16 protein-coding genes are annotated in these 15588 nt (G+C 55.9%); 6 read left to right on the top strand and 10 right to left on the bottom strand.

Annotation, left to right across the window (positions count from 1 at the left end; genetic code table 11):
* The first annotated feature begins 238 nt into the window (after nucleotides 1–238).
* On the top strand, nucleotides 239–1084 hold the full coding sequence (locus IM294_RS11460) for an AraC family transcriptional regulator (protein WP_041911503.1): 846 nt from the start codon (nucleotides 239–241) through the stop codon (nucleotides 1082–1084).
* 37 nt (nucleotides 1085–1121) lie between these two features.
* Nucleotides 1122–1712: a LysE family translocator gene (locus tag IM294_RS11455; RefSeq protein WP_045261289.1), complete on the top strand. Its 591-nt coding sequence runs from the start codon at nucleotides 1122–1124 to the stop codon at nucleotides 1710–1712.
* Here the strand turns inward: IM294_RS11455 and IM294_RS11450 are convergent.
* From IM294_RS11450 to aspA, 5 genes are all read right to left on the bottom strand, one after another.
* Entirely contained in the window at nucleotides 1709–2284 is a 576-nt protein-coding gene (locus tag IM294_RS11450; protein ID WP_028016412.1) for a transcriptional regulator, read from the bottom strand. The two genes, IM294_RS11455 and IM294_RS11450, sit on opposite strands and share 4 nt — an antisense overlap.
* Before the next feature lie 49 nt (nucleotides 2285–2333).
* A complete protein-coding gene (locus IM294_RS11445; protein ID WP_126817985.1) occupies nucleotides 2334–4043 on the bottom strand; it encodes a protein-disulfide reductase DsbD in 1710 nt (569 codons plus the stop codon).
* Nucleotides 4019–4342, bottom strand: coding sequence for a divalent cation tolerance protein CutA (gene cutA / locus IM294_RS11440; protein ID WP_059354422.1), 324 nt, complete (start codon nucleotides 4340–4342; stop codon nucleotides 4019–4021). Before cutA ends, IM294_RS11445 begins: the two co-directional genes overlap by 25 nt.
* Before the next feature lie 113 nt (nucleotides 4343–4455).
* Nucleotides 4456–5757: an anaerobic C4-dicarboxylate transporter gene (locus IM294_RS11435; RefSeq protein ID WP_008502949.1), complete on the bottom strand. Its 1302-nt coding sequence runs from the start codon at nucleotides 5755–5757 to the stop codon at nucleotides 4456–4458.
* 116 nt (nucleotides 5758–5873) lie between these two features.
* Nucleotides 5874–7310, bottom strand: a complete 1437-nt coding sequence (gene aspA / locus IM294_RS11430; protein ID WP_003855923.1) for an aspartate ammonia-lyase — start codon at nucleotides 7308–7310, stop codon at nucleotides 5874–5876.
* 335 nt (nucleotides 7311–7645) lie between these two features.
* Here aspA and IM294_RS11425 point away from each other — a divergent pair, with 335 nt between their 5' ends.
* Complete coding sequence (locus IM294_RS11425; RefSeq protein ID WP_028015228.1) at nucleotides 7646–8110, top strand: FxsA family protein; 465 nt, start codon at nucleotides 7646–7648, stop codon at nucleotides 8108–8110.
* 31 nt (nucleotides 8111–8141) lie between these two features.
* Here IM294_RS11425 and yjeH read toward each other — a convergent pair whose 3' ends face one another.
* Nucleotides 8142–9380 (bottom strand): L-methionine/branched-chain amino acid transporter, encoded by a 1239-nt coding sequence (gene yjeH / locus IM294_RS11420; protein WP_028015229.1) that lies wholly within the window; start codon nucleotides 9378–9380, stop codon nucleotides 8142–8144.
* Nucleotides 9381–9558: 178 nt separating this feature from the next.
* Between yjeH and IM294_RS11415 the strand changes: the two genes are divergently transcribed.
* Complete coding sequence (locus tag IM294_RS11415) at nucleotides 9559–9852, top strand: co-chaperone GroES (RefSeq protein ID WP_003855929.1); 294 nt, start codon at nucleotides 9559–9561, stop codon at nucleotides 9850–9852.
* 31 nt (nucleotides 9853–9883) lie between these two features.
* A complete protein-coding gene (gene groL, locus IM294_RS11410) occupies nucleotides 9884–11527 on the top strand; it encodes a chaperonin GroEL (RefSeq protein ID WP_023310114.1) in 1644 nt (547 codons plus the stop codon).
* A 64-nt stretch (nucleotides 11528–11591) separates the two neighbouring features.
* On the opposite strand, the gene iadA is transcribed toward groL, so the two are convergent.
* The 3 genes from iadA to IM294_RS11395 are packed head-to-tail and all read right to left on the bottom strand — an operon-like array spanning nucleotide 11592 to nucleotide 13873.
* The gene (gene iadA, locus IM294_RS11405; protein ID WP_126817984.1) at nucleotides 11592–12755 is read right to left on the bottom strand and encodes a beta-aspartyl-peptidase; all 1164 of its coding nucleotides are present in this window, start codon (nucleotides 12753–12755) and stop codon (nucleotides 11592–11594) included.
* Between the two features lie 10 nt (nucleotides 12756–12765).
* On the bottom strand, nucleotides 12766–13227 hold the full coding sequence (locus IM294_RS11400) for a YjiG family protein (protein WP_060573549.1): 462 nt from the start codon (nucleotides 13225–13227) through the stop codon (nucleotides 12766–12768).
* The gene (locus tag IM294_RS11395) at nucleotides 13208–13873 is read right to left on the bottom strand and encodes a nucleoside recognition domain-containing protein (RefSeq protein WP_045261285.1); all 666 of its coding nucleotides are present in this window, start codon (nucleotides 13871–13873) and stop codon (nucleotides 13208–13210) included. The genes IM294_RS11400 and IM294_RS11395 overlap by 20 nt, the downstream gene beginning before the upstream one ends.
* A gap of 234 nt (nucleotides 13874–14107) precedes the next feature.
* Between IM294_RS11395 and IM294_RS11390 the strand changes: the two genes are divergently transcribed.
* Nucleotides 14108–14461: a DUF4156 domain-containing protein gene (locus IM294_RS11390; protein ID WP_014882205.1), complete on the top strand. Its 354-nt coding sequence runs from the start codon at nucleotides 14108–14110 to the stop codon at nucleotides 14459–14461.
* A 64-nt stretch (nucleotides 14462–14525) separates the two neighbouring features.
* On the opposite strand, the gene epmB is transcribed toward IM294_RS11390, so the two are convergent.
* The gene (gene epmB / locus IM294_RS11385) at nucleotides 14526–15554 is read right to left on the bottom strand and encodes an EF-P beta-lysylation protein EpmB (protein WP_126817983.1); all 1029 of its coding nucleotides are present in this window, start codon (nucleotides 15552–15554) and stop codon (nucleotides 14526–14528) included.
* Nucleotides 15555–15588: the final 34 nt, after the last annotated feature.

Below are 15588 nucleotides of genomic sequence, written 5' to 3'. Positions count from 1 at the left end.
CCGGACTCGGAATCGAACCAAGGACACGGGGATTTTCAATCCCCTGCTCTACCGACTGAGCTATCCGGGCAACGGAGCGCATTAAACCGCAATCGCGCCTTATCGTCAACATTATTTCAGGAAAAGCTGTTCAACTGCTTAAGTTTGCGGCAATCTGTACGTTTTCACCGTGAAAATGCACAAATCTTCCAGACAATACCGGGCCGTGCGGCAATGCTGATGACAACAGGAGGGCAGTATGGCAAACGACTGGCTTGAGCTCCGTCAGCATGCGGATACCGGCATTGAAACGATTAAAGCGCACTTCGAAGGCCATGCCTTCGATCCCCACTGGCACGATAGTTATCTGGTCGGGATTACCCTTTCAGGCACCCAGCAGTTCCACTGTCGTCGCGAACGCCACCGCAGCCATCCTGGTGATGCGTTCTTACTGGAGCCGGGCGAAATTCACGACGGCGACGCGCCTGTGGAAGGAGGCTTTACCTATCTCACCTTCTATCTTGACGAGCAGTGGCTGACGCGTACCCTCCGTGGATTATATGAAGCCACGCCGGATCGCTACTCGCTTCACTTTGCTCAAACGCTAACGCGAGAACCTCAGCTGGTCCGTTCTATCGGCGAGACGTTTAACGCGTTGCATAGCGATGAGATGAAAATTGTTCAGCAGAGCACAATGGATAAGCTGCTCTCTCAGATCACCTCCCATTGCCACTGGCGTAAGAAACTCCCGTCGCAGCTACAGAGCGCTGCCGTGGCGCACCGCGCACGCGACTATCTTTATGCGCATATCGGCGAGAACGTGGGGTTGTCAGACCTTGCGCGCGAGACGGGCACGGATCGCTTTACACTGACGCGCTGTTTTAAGCGCGAGTTCAACCTGGCACCGCACGCCTGGCTTATTCAGCTGCGTCTGGCAAAGGCGCGACAGCTGCTGGCGCACGGCGAACAGCCTGTTAATGTGGCTACAGCGCTCGGTTTTGCCGACCAAAGCCATCTGGGACGCTGGTTCCAGCGTGCATACCGCATTTCCCCTGCCCACTACCGCCGGTTGTGCACAAACCTTCCAGACGTTTCCAGAAAATAGCGGCACAGTAATGGCTCTAACAAAAAAGGAGCCATCTGTGAGTCTGATGCCTTATCTGCTGTTTGCCTTTGTCGCGTCGATAACGCCCGGCCCGACGAATATCCTCGTTCTCACTAACAGCCAGCACTTTGGTGTTAAAAATACCATTCCCGCCATTTTGGGTGGATGTATTACGGCGAGTCTGATTGTGCTGATATCGGGGGCCGGCGCCGGGGAGGTGCTGCGTCAGTTTCCTCTGATACGCCAGGCAATGAGTTGGGCGGGCGTGCTGTGGCTAACCTGGATGAGCTGGCAACTGTATCGGGCGCCTGCGGCGAATCTCTCTGAGAAGACGCCTCATCGCTTCACCGCGCAAGCCGCAGCGCTGCTGCAGATGGTGAATCCGAAAACGTGGATGATGGCGCTGGCAGTAGTGAGTCTTTTTGCTCCCGCGAGCATTCATCCGTTAAGAGATATTGCGCTGATGGCGCTATGGTTCTTACTGATTTCTGTGATGTGCCTGATGTGCTGGGCGTGGCTGGGGAAGGCGGTAAACCGGGTGTTTCGCACCACCGTGGCGATGGTGCGGTTTCAGCGCCTGATGGCGCTATGTCTGCTCGTCTCCGCCTGGGCGGGCATGCTGGTCTAGGTTAACGCCCCGCCCATACGACACTGGGCAAAGCGCAGAATGTCTTCCGCCAGGCGGTGCGCCGTATCCACATCGGCCTGGCTACGGTTCACCAGCATGCGGCTCAGGCAACCCTCCAGTACGAGCTCCATCTGCTTAGCGACCATTGCCGGGTCATCCACTTCAAGCGTTGTCAGCAGTTCGTGGGTGAAGTCATGCGCCGCACGTTTTTGCTGATCCGCCAGCTGGTGTATTGGATGGCCAGGATCGGGATAAAACGTACAGGCAGCAATAAACAGGCAGCCTGGATAACGATTGTTGCTGACGCACTCTGTCAGGGCGGTGTAGCGCGCTAACAGTTTTTGCTCAGCGGTCAGCTCTTCATTCAACATTAGCTGCCTGCGCCAGACATCCACCTGCTGGCTAAGATAGCGTAGGGCATCATAAAGCAGCGCCTCTTTATCCGGCCAGAAGCGCTTAAGCTCATCCAGAGGGTAATCGATACGGTCGGCTACCATCTCAAGCGTGGTGCTGGCGATCCCTTGAATCTCAAGTAGTTGCAGGGCTTGTCCCAGTACGTCTTCGCGTTGCACGGTTATCTCCTCCGCTATTCCCAACGGTATGTCCCGTCTAAAGTGTTGTTTACGGTTGGCGATTGCGCAAATGCGCGCTGAATGCCGTTGCGTCCATAAACCCGGTTACACGCTGTTCTGGCAGCTCTTCGCCCTGCTCATTGAAGAACAGAATGGTTGGCAGCCCGAGTACGGTAAGGTGTTTAAGCAGGGCCTTATCCTGCGCATTGTTGGCTGTGACGTTTGCCTGAAGGAGTACCGTCTCTTTCAGGGCATTTTGCACCTGAGGATCGCTAAAGGTGTATTTTTCAAACTCTTTGCAGGCAACACACCAGTCGGCATAGAGGTCGAGCATCACCGGTTTGCCTTTTGCCTGCGCCAGCGCGCTGTTGAGCTCATCGACGTTCTTAACGTGTATAAAGTTTAAATGTGCCTGCGTCTGGCCCACAGGCGAGCCGAACGCCCAATCCTGAAGCGGGCGCACGCTCACCAACGCGGCGGCGAGCAGGAGAATTTGCACCAGACGCATCCACGCTTTTTTTGCCCCCAGGCTGACGATAAACGCCCAGGAGAAGAACGCCACGCCGAGCATGGCCCACAGGCGCAAACCCCACGCGTCACCCATGATGCGCTCCAGCAGGAACACCGGGAGCGCCAGGATGACAAAGCCGAACGCGGTTTTCACCGTCTCCATCCACGGGCCGCTCTTCGGCAGCAGGCGGTTGCCAAACACCGTCACCAGAATCAGCGGCAGGCCCATCCCCAGCGCGTAAAGATACAGCGTACCCCCGCCGAGCCACATATTACCGCTCTGGGCGATGTACAGCAGGATAGCGCTCAGCGGAGCTGTAGTGCAGGGGGAACAAATCAACCCGGCGATGGCGCCCATTGCGAACACGCCGCCCGCAGACCCACCCTGCTGGCGATTGCTCATCAGCGTTAAGCGGGTTTGCAGCGAAGAGGGCAGCTGAAGCGTGAACAGGCCAAACATTGACAGCGCCAGCAGAATAAATACGGCTGACAGGCCGATTAGCACGTAAGGGTGCTGAAGCGCTGCCTGGAACTGCAGTCCGGCCGCGGCGACCACGAGGCCGAGCGCGGTATAGGTGAGCGCCATGCCCTGCACATAAATAAAGGCCAGGAGCAGCGCCCGGGCGGTAGAAAGACGCTGTTTGCCGCCCAGTACAATCCCGGAGATAAGCGGGTACATCGGCAGGACACAAGGGGTAAAGGCAATGCCGATACCAATCAGTAAGGCCCAAAGTGCTGAGAACGGCAGATCGGAAGCAGCTTTGGCTTCGCCTTCATCCCTCACCCTGTCCCTCTCGCCTGAGGGGAGAGGGGAGGCAGCCGCTTTAACTTCAGTAAGCGGAACGACCTTCGTTTCAGGAGGGTAGCAGAAGCCCGCGTCGGCACAGCCCTGATACGTAACCGTCAGCGTGGCATCTTTATCCGCCTGATTCACCGTGACGGGCACGCTTAAGCGCTGGCGATAAATTTCACTTTTACCGTAGAACTCGTCCTCATGCCATTCGCCAGCGGGCATCTGCAATGCGCCAACGTTAGCCTTTGCCGGCGTGATGCTGACCTGCTTGCGGTAGAGGTAGTAACCCTCTTTCACCTGCCAGGTCAGATTGAGATCGTGCTGGTTTTGCTGAAAGTCGAAAATGAACGCCTGGTCGGCGGGAATAAAGTTCGAACGGCCGGGCGCGTCAAACAACCCGGCAAATACTGACGTGCTGCACAGCAGCAGGATCAGCGTAAAGAAGCGTTGAGCCATGAGAGATAGTCGTTATCGCCGTGGACCACTGGCAGCACCAGCAGCTCCGGGGTTTGGTATGGATGATGAGACTTGAGGCAGTCGAGGAGCGCCTGCTGGTTGGTCAGATTGGTTTTGAGCAACATCTGGACTTCATACTCCTGCTCCAGCTTGCCTTCCCAGTAATAGAGGGAGGTCGCGCCGGGGAGCAGCGTGACACAGGCTGCCAGTTTTTCGGCCAGCGCTTTGGCGGCGAGATCCTGGGCAGAGGCTTCATCAGGGGCGGTACACAGTACGACAACAGCATCAGGCGTGTTCACAAGTCGACCTCCTCATCACGAAAGTCTTCACTATATCACGCCATGCGATTGGTCATTAATGAAACGGGCCGCAGAGCGGCCCGATTTTAACTATTTTTACAACGGCTAACCGTTTACAGCACAATGCCACCGATGATAAAGCCGAGGACGACGCAAAGCGTAATCGCCACCACACCCGGGATCAGGAACGCGTGGTTAAACACGTACTTACCGATGCGGGTGGAGCCGGTATCGTCCATCTCAACCGCGGCCAGCAGGGTTGGGTAGGTTGGCAGAACGAACAGCGCAGAAACCGCCGCAAAAGAGGCAATCGCCGTCAGCGGCGTCACGCCCAGCATCAGTGCCGCAGGCATCAGCGCTTTGGTGGTGGCAGCCTGAGAGTAAAGCAGCGTCGCGGCAAAGAACAGTACCACCGCCAGCAGCCACGGGTAGTTGTGCAGCAGGTCGCCGGCAACGGTCTGGATGTCGCTGATGTGCGCTTTCACGAAGGTGTCACCGAGCCACGCCACGCCCAGTACGCACACGCAGGCGCTCATACCGGATTTGAAGGTGCTGGCGTTCAGCACTTCGCTGGTGTCGATTTTACAGGTGATGCTAATCAGCGTGGCGATGGTCAGCATGAATACCACAATCGCTTCGTTACGCGGCAGCACCGGGTTCTGGATCAGCCCCACGGTGTCGCTGATGGCGGTCGCGTAGAACATCACGGCGACGATACCGATCAGGAACAGCAGCACGGAGCGTTTCGCGTGCGGCTTCAGCTCGAAGACCTGGCTACCGCGCAGGCTCACTTCACCTTTTGCCAGACGCTCCTGGTAAACCGGATCGTCTTTCAGCTCGGCACCCAGGAAGTTACACAGCACGGCGGTAATCATCACCGCAATCAGCGTGACTGGAATACAGATCGCCAGCAGCGTCAGGTAGCTCACGCCCATCGGCTCAAGGATACCCGCGAAGAAGACTACGGCGGCTGAGATTGGCGACGCGGTGATCGCAATCTGCGACGCCACCACGGCAATAGAAAGTGGACGAGACGGGCGAATCCCCTGTTCTTTTGCCACCTCGGTGATCACCGGCAGCGTGGAGAACGCCGTGTGGCCGGTTCCCGCGAGAATGGTCATAAACCAGGTCACCAGCGGGGCAAGGAAGGTGATGTATTTCGGATGGCGGCGCAGCATGCGCTCCGCCAGGCTCACCAGGTAGTCCATACCGCCCGCCACCTGCATGGCCGCAATAGCGGCAATAACCGCCATGATGATTTCGATAACGTCAAAAGGGATTGCGCCGGGTTTAATCTGAAAGATAAGGGTAAGTACGAGCACCCCGAGACCGCCGGCAAAACCAATGCCGATACCCCCGAGCCGCGCGCCCAAATAAATCGCCAACAGGACGATGACGAGTTCTGCTCCAAACATAAAGACCTGCCTTGCTTATTAACAAGTTGATATTGAATTGTTGTATTTAGGTAACGCCTAAAAAGAAAAAAGGCACGTCACAAGTGACGTGCCTTTCGGAAGCCTAGCCTGAACTGTTACTGTTCGCTTTCATCGGTATATCGTTTCGCTTTATATGCCGGATGCATCAGGTTCTGGGCCGAGAAGATATCGTCCAGCTCGGCTTCGGTCAACAGTCCACGCTCCAGCACGACTTCACGCACGCTCTTACCGGTTTCGGCGCAAATCTTACCAACGATGTCACCGTTGTGGTGGCCGATGAACGGGTTGAGGTAAGTAACGATCCCGATGGAGTTATAAACATAGCCTTCACAGACTTCTTTATTCGCGGTGATACCGTTAATGCATTTTTCCAGCAGGTTGTAGCAGGCGTTAGTCAGGATGTGAATGGATTCAAACATCGCCTGGCCAATCACCGGCTCCATCACGTTCAGCTGCAGCTGACCGGCTTCGGAGGCCATGGTCACGGTGGTGTCGTTACCGATGACTTTGAAGCAAACCTGGTTCACCACTTCTGGCACTACCGGGTTAACTTTGGCTGGCATAATGGAAGAACCCGCCTGCAACTCTGGCAGGTTGATTTCGTTCAGGCCAGCGCGCGGGCCTGAGGAGAGCAGGCGCAGGTCATTACAGATTTTGGACAGTTTCACCGCCAGACGTTTCAGAGCGCTGTGTACCATTACGTACGCGCCGCAGTCGGATGTGGCTTCAATCAGGTCTTCCGCAGGCACCACCGGCAGGTTAGACACTTCCGCCAGCTTCTGAACCGCCAACTGCTGATAGCCATCCGGGGTGTTCAGACGCGTACCGATGGCGGTGGCGCCCAGGTTCACTTCCAGCAGCAGTTCGGACGTGCGCAGCAGGTTTTTGGTCTCTTCGTTTAGCAGCACGTTAAACGCGTGGAATTCCTGACCCAGCGTCATTGGCACCGCGTCCTGCAGCTGGGTACGGCCCATTTTCAGAATGTCCTGGAACTCAACGGCCTTACGCTGGAAGCCATCGCCCAGCTGGTTGATCGCGTCGACCAGTTTGACCACGGAGGCATACACCGCGATACGGAAGCCGGTTGGGTAGGCGTCGTTGGTGGACTGGCATTTGTTAACGTGGTCGTTCGGGTTGAGGTACTGGTATTCACCTTTCTGGTGGCCCATCAGCTCCAGGCCGATGTTTGCCAGTACTTCGTTGGTATTCATGTTGACGGAGGTACCCGCGCCGCCCTGATAGACGTCAACCGGGAACTGGTCCATGCATTTGCCGTTGTTCAGCACTTCATCGCAGGCAGCGATAATCGCATTTGCCGCGCTTTTAGGAATGGTTTGCAGCTCTTTGTTCGCCAGCGCTGCGGCTTTCTTCACCATCACCATGCCACGGACAAACTCAGGGATATCGCTGATTTTGCTGTTGCTGATGTAGAAGTTTTCAATCGCTCTCAGAGTGTGAACACCATAGTAGGCATCCGCTGGAACTTCCCTGGTACCCAACAAGTCTTCTTCGATACGAATGTTGTTTAACATGTGAACCTTCTTTTCAAGCTGCCGATGGATTGTACTAAACACACAACATATATGTGGTTTTGAATATTTTCTGACCGACGATTATTCCCTCAATCGGCCAGATGTTCGAGATCATATGCTGATGATAGCGAATTGCCGTAAGCTGGATCACTTATTATCGACCCGATTCCATGATAATTATTAATCTGTGAAATGTGTCACCGCTTTAATATTTCCGAAAAAAATATCCGTGCAAACCGATTGAATTTTGGCTAACCGTCTCCATCTCTTACAGACGCGTGACGCGAACACATTCAGACAGGGGCCAGATGGCACCTGCCACACAGGAGATGCCAGTGCGCTGGATACCGTTTATTGCTTTCTTTCTCTATGTTTACATTGAGATTTCTATTTTCATTCAGGTAGCTCACGTGCTGGGCGTCCTGCTGACGCTGATTCTGGTGATCTTCACCTCCGTCATCGGCATGTCGCTGGTGCGTAATCAGGGTTTCAAAAATTTCCTGATAATGCAGCAGAAGATGGCCGCAGGCGAAAGCCCGGCAGAAGAGATGATCAAAAGCGTGTCGCTGATTATTGCTGGCCTGCTGCTGATCCTGCCGGGGTTCTTCACCGACTTCCTCGGCCTGCTGTTGCTGTTGCCGCCGGTGCAGAAGCACCTGACCATGAAGCTGCTGCCGCACCTGCGCTTCAGCCGCATGCCGGGCGGCGGGTTCAGCACAGGGCCAGGCGATACCTTCGAAGGGGAGTATCAGCGCAAGGATGAACAGCGCGACCGTTTAGACCATAAAGACGATCGATAATTTTTTTGCCCGGTGGCTTCGCTTACCGGGCCTACGGATTTTTCCGCTTCGGTAAAAACGCCCACAGCCCCGCCAGCATGACGATGGCATACACACTCTTCCATCCCACCATCGCCAGCAACAGCAGGCACAGCACGCCCCCGACGACCGCCAGGGCTTTATAGCGACCTTTCAGCAGACGACAGCCCGCCAGCATGCACAGCAGGTAGATCATGATGAAAATACCGTTGGCGTAGATAATTAGAGCATCAAGGTTGATGTCGAGAAGATAAATACCCAGCGAGCTCAGGACGCAGCAGCCCAGCACGGCATTCAGCGCATTCATCGGGAGTTGACGTTTAGACAACCGCGCGAGGCGGCTCTCAGGTTTGTAGCGCGCCTGTGACCACACCAGACGGGCGAAGCTCTGGATATAAATGTTGAGGCTGGCAAAGCAGGCGAGATAGCCAATCACACAGGCCACCCATAGCGCCTTCACGCCGAAAAGTTTAACCACGATACCCGGTAGCGATGCGGCGGCGGCTTTATCTTCGCCGAACGCGTTGAAGTGCAGCACCAGCACGGTACAGGCCCAATATACGGTGCCCGCCAGCAGTAAACCAATCATCAGAGCGCGGGGAAAATCACGCTCGGGCTGTTTAAACTCGGATGCCAGGTGAGCGAACGCTTCAAGTCCAACAAAACACCAGAACATGACGGATAACGCAGCGAAAAGCTGTGAATGGTCGATATCGTTTATCGCAGGGAAGGGGATATCTGCTACGGTAATGTTACCCGCAAACCAGATGGCGACGATCAGCACGACGATCAACGCTGCAACCAGCGTTTGCAGATTCGCGCTTGAACTGGCTCCGCGCGAGCCCACCCACCAGACGATCGCCAGCGTACCCAACTCAGCCAGCAGCAGTTGCTCGTCGTGCCAGCCAAACAGCGCCTGTCCAAAGCCGGTGGCGATATGCAGGGCTGCCGGAAGGCCAACGGGTATTACCGACAAAAACAGCCAGCCGGTTACACGCTCCATGCGCGGACCAAACGCCATGCCGACAAAATGCGCCACGCCGCCCGCGCTGGGGAAGTGCCGTCCGAGTATGGCAAACACAATCGCCACCGGGAACACCAGCAGGATCAGCACCGGCCATGCCCAAAGACTGTTATTTCCGGCGACCAGCGCCGCCAGTGCCGGTACGGCAAACACGCCGGTACCTAACAAGGAGGTTGAAAGAAGGCCAACGCCCTGCGCCAGCCCCAGCTCCTGCCTGAGTCCACTCATTTACCTTGCCCTGCCACCATCAAAAGAGAGTGGATGGTAACACTTTCGCAAATTTTTTTTCGATTCCCCCTTGAAGGGGTAAAAAGCTATCCCCATCTCTCAGGGCACTAGTCGGAAAACCGCATGCGGGCCGGCGTCATCCATAACTGATAATGACTTTCTCAAAGGAGAGCTATCAATGAGTATTCGTCCGTTACATGATCGTGTGATCGTCAAACGTAAAGAAGTTGAAACCAAGTCTGCTGGCGGCATCGTTCTGACCGGTTCTGCAGCAGCCAAATCAACGCGTGGCGAAATCATCGCTGTCGGTAAGGGCCGCATCCTGGAAAACGGAACTGTGCAGCCGCTGGACGTTAAAGTTGGTGACATCGTAATTTTCAACGATGGCTACGGCGTGAAATCCGAGAAGATCGACAATGAAGAAGTGTTGATCATGTCCGAGAGCGACATTCTGGCAATTGTTGAAGCGTAATTTACGCACGAGAATTTGAGGAAATAAGAACATGGCAGCTAAAGACGTAAAATTCGGTAACGACGCTCGTGTAAAAATGCTCCGCGGCGTAAACGTACTGGCAGATGCAGTTAAAGTGACCCTGGGCCCGAAAGGCCGTAACGTAGTGCTGGATAAATCCTTCGGCGCGCCAACCATCACCAAAGATGGTGTTTCCGTTGCACGTGAAATCGAGCTGGAAGACAAGTTCGAAAACATGGGCGCGCAGATGGTGAAAGAAGTTGCCTCTAAAGCGAACGACGCTGCAGGCGACGGTACCACCACCGCGACCGTACTGGCGCAGGCTATCATCACTGAAGGCCTGAAAGCCGTTGCTGCGGGCATGAACCCAATGGATCTGAAACGTGGTATCGACAAAGCTGTCGCATCCGCTGTTGAAGAACTGAAAGCGCTGTCCGTACCGTGCTCTGACTCTAAAGCCATTGCTCAGGTTGGTACTATCTCCGCTAACTCCGACGAAACCGTAGGTAAACTGATCGCTGAAGCGATGGATAAAGTCGGTAAAGAAGGCGTGATCACCGTTGAAGACGGTACCGGTCTGGAAGACGAACTGGACGTGGTTGAAGGTATGCAGTTCGACCGCGGTTACCTGTCCCCATACTTCATCAACAAGCCAGAAACTGGCGCTGTTGAGCTGGAAAGCCCGTTCATCCTGCTGGCTGACAAGAAAATCTCCAACATCCGCGAAATGCTGCCAGTGCTGGAAGCCGTTGCGAAAGCAGGCAAGCCGCTGGTTATCATCGCTGAAGATGTTGAAGGCGAAGCGCTGGCGACCCTGGTGGTTAACACCATGCGCGGCATCGTGAAAGTGGCTGCGGTTAAAGCACCTGGCTTCGGCGATCGCCGTAAAGCAATGCTGCAGGATATCGCTACCCTGACCGGTGGTACCGTGATCTCCGAAGAGATCGGTATGGAGCTGGAAAAAGCGACCCTGGAAGACCTGGGCCAGGCGAAACGCGTTGTGATCAACAAAGACACCACCACCATCATCGACGGTGTGGGTGAAGAAGCCGCTATTCAGGGCCGTGTTGGTCAGATCCGTAAGCAGATCGAAGAAGCCACTTCCGATTACGACCGTGAAAAACTGCAGGAGCGCGTAGCGAAACTGGCGGGCGGCGTTGCGGTAATCAAAGTTGGTGCGGCGACCGAAGTTGAAATGAAAGAGAAGAAAGCACGCGTTGACGATGCCCTGCACGCGACCCGTGCTGCGGTAGAAGAAGGCGTAGTTGCTGGTGGTGGTGTCGCGCTGGTACGTGTAGCCGCTAAGCTGGCTGGCCTGACCGCTCAGAACGAAGACCAGAACGTGGGTATCAAAGTTGCGCTGCGCGCAATGGAAGCTCCTCTGCGTCAGATCGTTTCCAACGCCGGTGAAGAGCCATCTGTGGTTGCGAACAACGTGAAAGCGGGCGAAGGTAACTACGGTTACAACGCGGCAACTGAAGAATACGGCAACATGATCGACTTCGGTATCCTGGACCCAACTAAAGTGACCCGTTCTGCTCTGCAGTACGCGGCATCTGTAGCTGGCCTGATGATCACGACCGAGTGCATGGTAACCGACCTGCCAAAAGGCGACGCGCCTGACTTAGGTGCTGCTGGTATGGGCGGCATGGGTGGAATGGGCGGCATGATGTAATCATGTTGTTCTGAACCTCTCAGAACGAACCCCGGGCAGAAATGTCCGGGGTTTTTTATTGCCGCTACTCAAATGTTCCCTTCACGCATGCTGCGCCTTCGCGCACCATCTGGCGGCCTTTCGCCCAGACCTCGCGGATCTTCAGGTCATCCGTCAGCACCAGGAAATCGGCATCGCATCCGGGCGCGAGCCGCCCCTTATGCTCCAGCCCGAGAAACTCCGCTACGTTACGCGTAAACGGCAGAAGCGCCTCCTCCAGCGGCAGGTGATACCGGCTGACCAGTTGCTGCAGCGTCTGAGGCAGAGATTCGAACCCGGCTACGCCAATGCCCACCAGATTACCGTTCGCGTCAAAATTCGGTTGGCTGCCGTTACCGTCCGAGCTGAGCGTAAGCCGGTTAAACGGCACCTGCGCTTCACGGGCCGTCGCGATGGCGGTGGCGGCATCAATGGGCTCACTGATGCTGGTGGTGATGTCGATATAGCCCCCATCACGTGCATAATCCAGCGCGGCGAGGAACAGCGCCTGGTCGCGGTTAACGTGGGTTGGCAGCAGCTTCGTGCGTGGCACGTCGGCGTTTTTCAGGATGTTAAGCAGCGGCTCCAGCAGCTTCGGGCTGTTGCCGAGGTGAAACACGGATATGCCCGCTTTGGCGCCCAGCAGCCCGCCGACGCGCGACTGGGCGGCCATATTCGCGAGCTGGCCATCCGCTGGTGCGGAAGAGCGATGGTCGGAAATCGCGCATTTCACGCCGATGATTTTATCAATCAGCGCCACATCCTTTTCGATGCTGCCGGTAATCGTCGGAGAAGGCAGCCCATACGCGCCTGTCAGCATCCACGCGCTGATCCCTTCATGCTCAAGCGCCCGCGTTTTTGCCAGCAGAGATTCGGGGTGGCGGGTCACGCCGTCGGTACCCAGCAGGCCAACAACGGAGGTGATGCCCGCCGCCACCAGCGCGGACAACCGTACCTCCGGCGTCCGGGTGTGCGGACCGGCTTCACCGCCGCCGCCGATCAGGTGTACGTGCTGATCGATAAAGCCCGGGCAAACCACCGCCCCGGCGAGATCGGTTTCAGGACAGTTAAGCCGCATTGCTGCGCGATCCGTTTTTTCAATCGCGACGATTTTTCCCCCGGCGATGAGCAGATCGCAACGTCCCCGATCCTCCGGCGCGTAAAGGTGCACATTGCGGAAAAGATGGGGTTCCAGCACTGAAAAATCCATTTTTATCTCCTCAGAAGAGTAGCTGCATTACCCACATTGAGAGCAGGGCGTTAATGACGCAGACGGTAATGATGTGTGGATAATACTTCGGGTTAACGCCTGCGGTGCCCAGGCAGCGGCCGGTGTTTTGCACTGGATTGCCCATCAGATAGATGGCGGGCAGCAGAACGGTGGCATCGTGGCTGTTGAGCGTGCCGGCAGCCACCAGGCTGGCGCAAACCCCCACGCCGCCGCCCATACTCATCACTGAGGCCAGCAGGACCGTTGCCGCCGCGCCCGGAAGCCCCCACAGGGCCATAATTGGCTCGCAAATATTGCCAACAATATCCAGCAGGCCGGTCACCTTGAGCGCCTGAATGATGACAAACGCCATAACCACGTTCGGCAGCAGGCTGGTAGTGGCGATGGTAAAGCCTCGGCGGGCGCCATCGATAAACATGTCCATGATATTTTTACGCGGCTGGGCGATCATTTTTTTCCTCCTGAATACGACGATCTTCCATGTGAGCGATCCACAGACGCAGGAGGTTCGCGCCAACAAATTTAAACATCAGTATGACGGCCAGCGGCGTGATTACCGGGACGGTAATAAACGTGAATAGTGCGGCGCCGGAAGAAAAATAGTTGGTAATGATGGCGCTACCGCTGGTCTGGAAGGTGGCGAAAATGGCGCGCTCGCGATCGGTAATAGCCCCTTCGTCGGTCAACTCTTTGGTCATCCCTGCTGCGGCATCGGTATTTTGCAGGTTGGCGATGAGGGCCAGAGAGCAGACGCCCGGTACGCCAAGCAGCGGGCGCAAAATGGGCGTCATCAGCTGTTGCGCGGCACGCAGCCCGCCCAGCCCCTCGGTGACGGCAATGATCCCGAGCGATAAAATGACCGAAGGCGCCAGTTCAAGGGCAAACAAGAAACCGTCTTTCGCCCCCGTGCCGCCCTCACCGCGAAACGTGAGCGCGCCGTTCACCGGACCGAAGCTGCCGTTTAGGACGGTAAAATCCAGCACGCGCCACCATTCGGTACTTTTGGCGAAAAAGCCTGAGAAAAATACGATGGTGAGCACAAACGCCAGATAGCCCACCCATGTTACCTTTTCCTCTCCTGAGGATGATGCACTCATGAAACCCCCTGTTTTAATCGCGTACAAAAGTTGTACGTCGCAACACTAAAAACGATCGAGGGCTAAAACACGATATCCCAAAGGGCATTATCAGAATTCATTTAAGATGTCGGAGGAGTGATGTACGGAATCCGGCTCGCAGAAATGCGCGGGGATTTTTCTTTTAGTCATCTTTTAGGTATAAGATTTACACACGGACAATTACTGTCCAGCTTATTGAAAACGAGGAATAACATGCGCGTAAAAGTCTGTGCAGGGATCGTAGGAGCAGCGTTGCTGCTGGCGGGTTGTAGCTCCAGCAATGAACTGTCGGCAGCGGGCCAGGGCGTTCGCTTTGTGGAAGATAAGCCAGGCAGCGAATGCCAGCTGTTAGGCACGGCCACCGGTGAACAAAGTAACTGGATGTCGGGTCAGCACGGTGAAGAAGGTGGCTCTATGCGCGGCGCGGCGAATGCCCTGCGTAACCAGGCTGCTGCAATGGGGGGGAACGTGATTTACGGCGTGAGCAGCCCGACGCAAGGAATGCTCTCCAGCTTCGTGCCAACGGCCAGCCAGATGAGCGGCCAGGTCTATAAGTGCCCGAACTGAGTTTACTTGCTGATGGCGCTGCGCCCCACCTCGTAGGGCAGGTAAGCGTAGCGCCACCTGCCTTTTAGCGCTGCCGCAGTTGCAAATCCAGCGGTGTCTTACTCGGCTCTCCGCCAATCTCGCGTGCCAGCTTCGGCACCATATAACCTGAAACCAGCGTTAACAGCTCGCGCATAATCTGTCGGGCTTCCTCATCCGTCACCATGAAATGCGCCGCGCCCTGCACGCGATCCAGTACGTGCAGGTAATAGGGCATTACGCCTGCGTCAAACAAGGCATTGCTGAGATCGGCCAGCACCCGTGCGCTGTCGTTCACGCCGCGCAACAACACGCTCTGGTTGAGCAGCGTCACGCCCGCTTTTCGCAGCCGCGCCATCGCCGCGCGAAAGTCCGCGTCAATTTCATTCGCGTGGTTGATATGGTTTACCAGCAGCACCTGTAGACGTGACTGCTCCAGGCGCGTGACCAGGGCGTCGGTAATACGCGCCGGGATGACGATCGGTAAACGGCTGTGAATGCGCAGACGCTTAATGTGCGGGATGGCTTCAAGCTGCGTCAAAAGCCAGTCCAGTTCATGATCTTTTGCCATCAGCGGGTCACCGCCGGAAAAAATAATCTCATCCAGCTCTGGATGGGCGGCGATATAGTCCAGCGCAACCTGCCAGTTGCGCTTATTTCCCTGGTTTTCGGCATACGGGAAGTGCCGACGGAAGCAGTAACGACAATTTACCGCACAGCCGCCTTTTACCAGCAGCAGGGCGCGATTGAGATATTTGTGCAGTAAACCCGGCACCACGCTGTTTTGCTCTTCCAGCGGATCGGTGCTGTAGCCCGGCGCTGTAATAAACTCATCCTGCGACGTAAGGGTTTGTTTTAATAAAGGATCGTCAGGGTTGCCTTTTTCCATGCGCGCAACAAACGCGCGGGGAACGCGCAGGGCGAAAAGTCGCTTTGCCTCACGGCCAGCAAGCAACTCCGGATGCTGATCGAGGTCTAAAAGACGCAGCAATTCATCAGGACTGGTGATTACATCGGCAAGTTGCGATAACCATTCTTCTCTGGATGGGGTGTTTAGGGTTACAATATGCGCCATTTTGTGGCTTAGCTACCAGTTAACAAATTTAGAG

The organism is Enterobacter cloacae complex sp. P43RS (genome assembly GCF_014930585.1).
Classification (GTDB): Bacteria; Pseudomonadota; Gammaproteobacteria; order Enterobacterales; family Enterobacteriaceae; genus Enterobacter; species Enterobacter bugandensis.
Note: the sequence above shows the minus strand (reverse complement) of the source record. Positions and strands in the feature narration are given on the sequence as shown.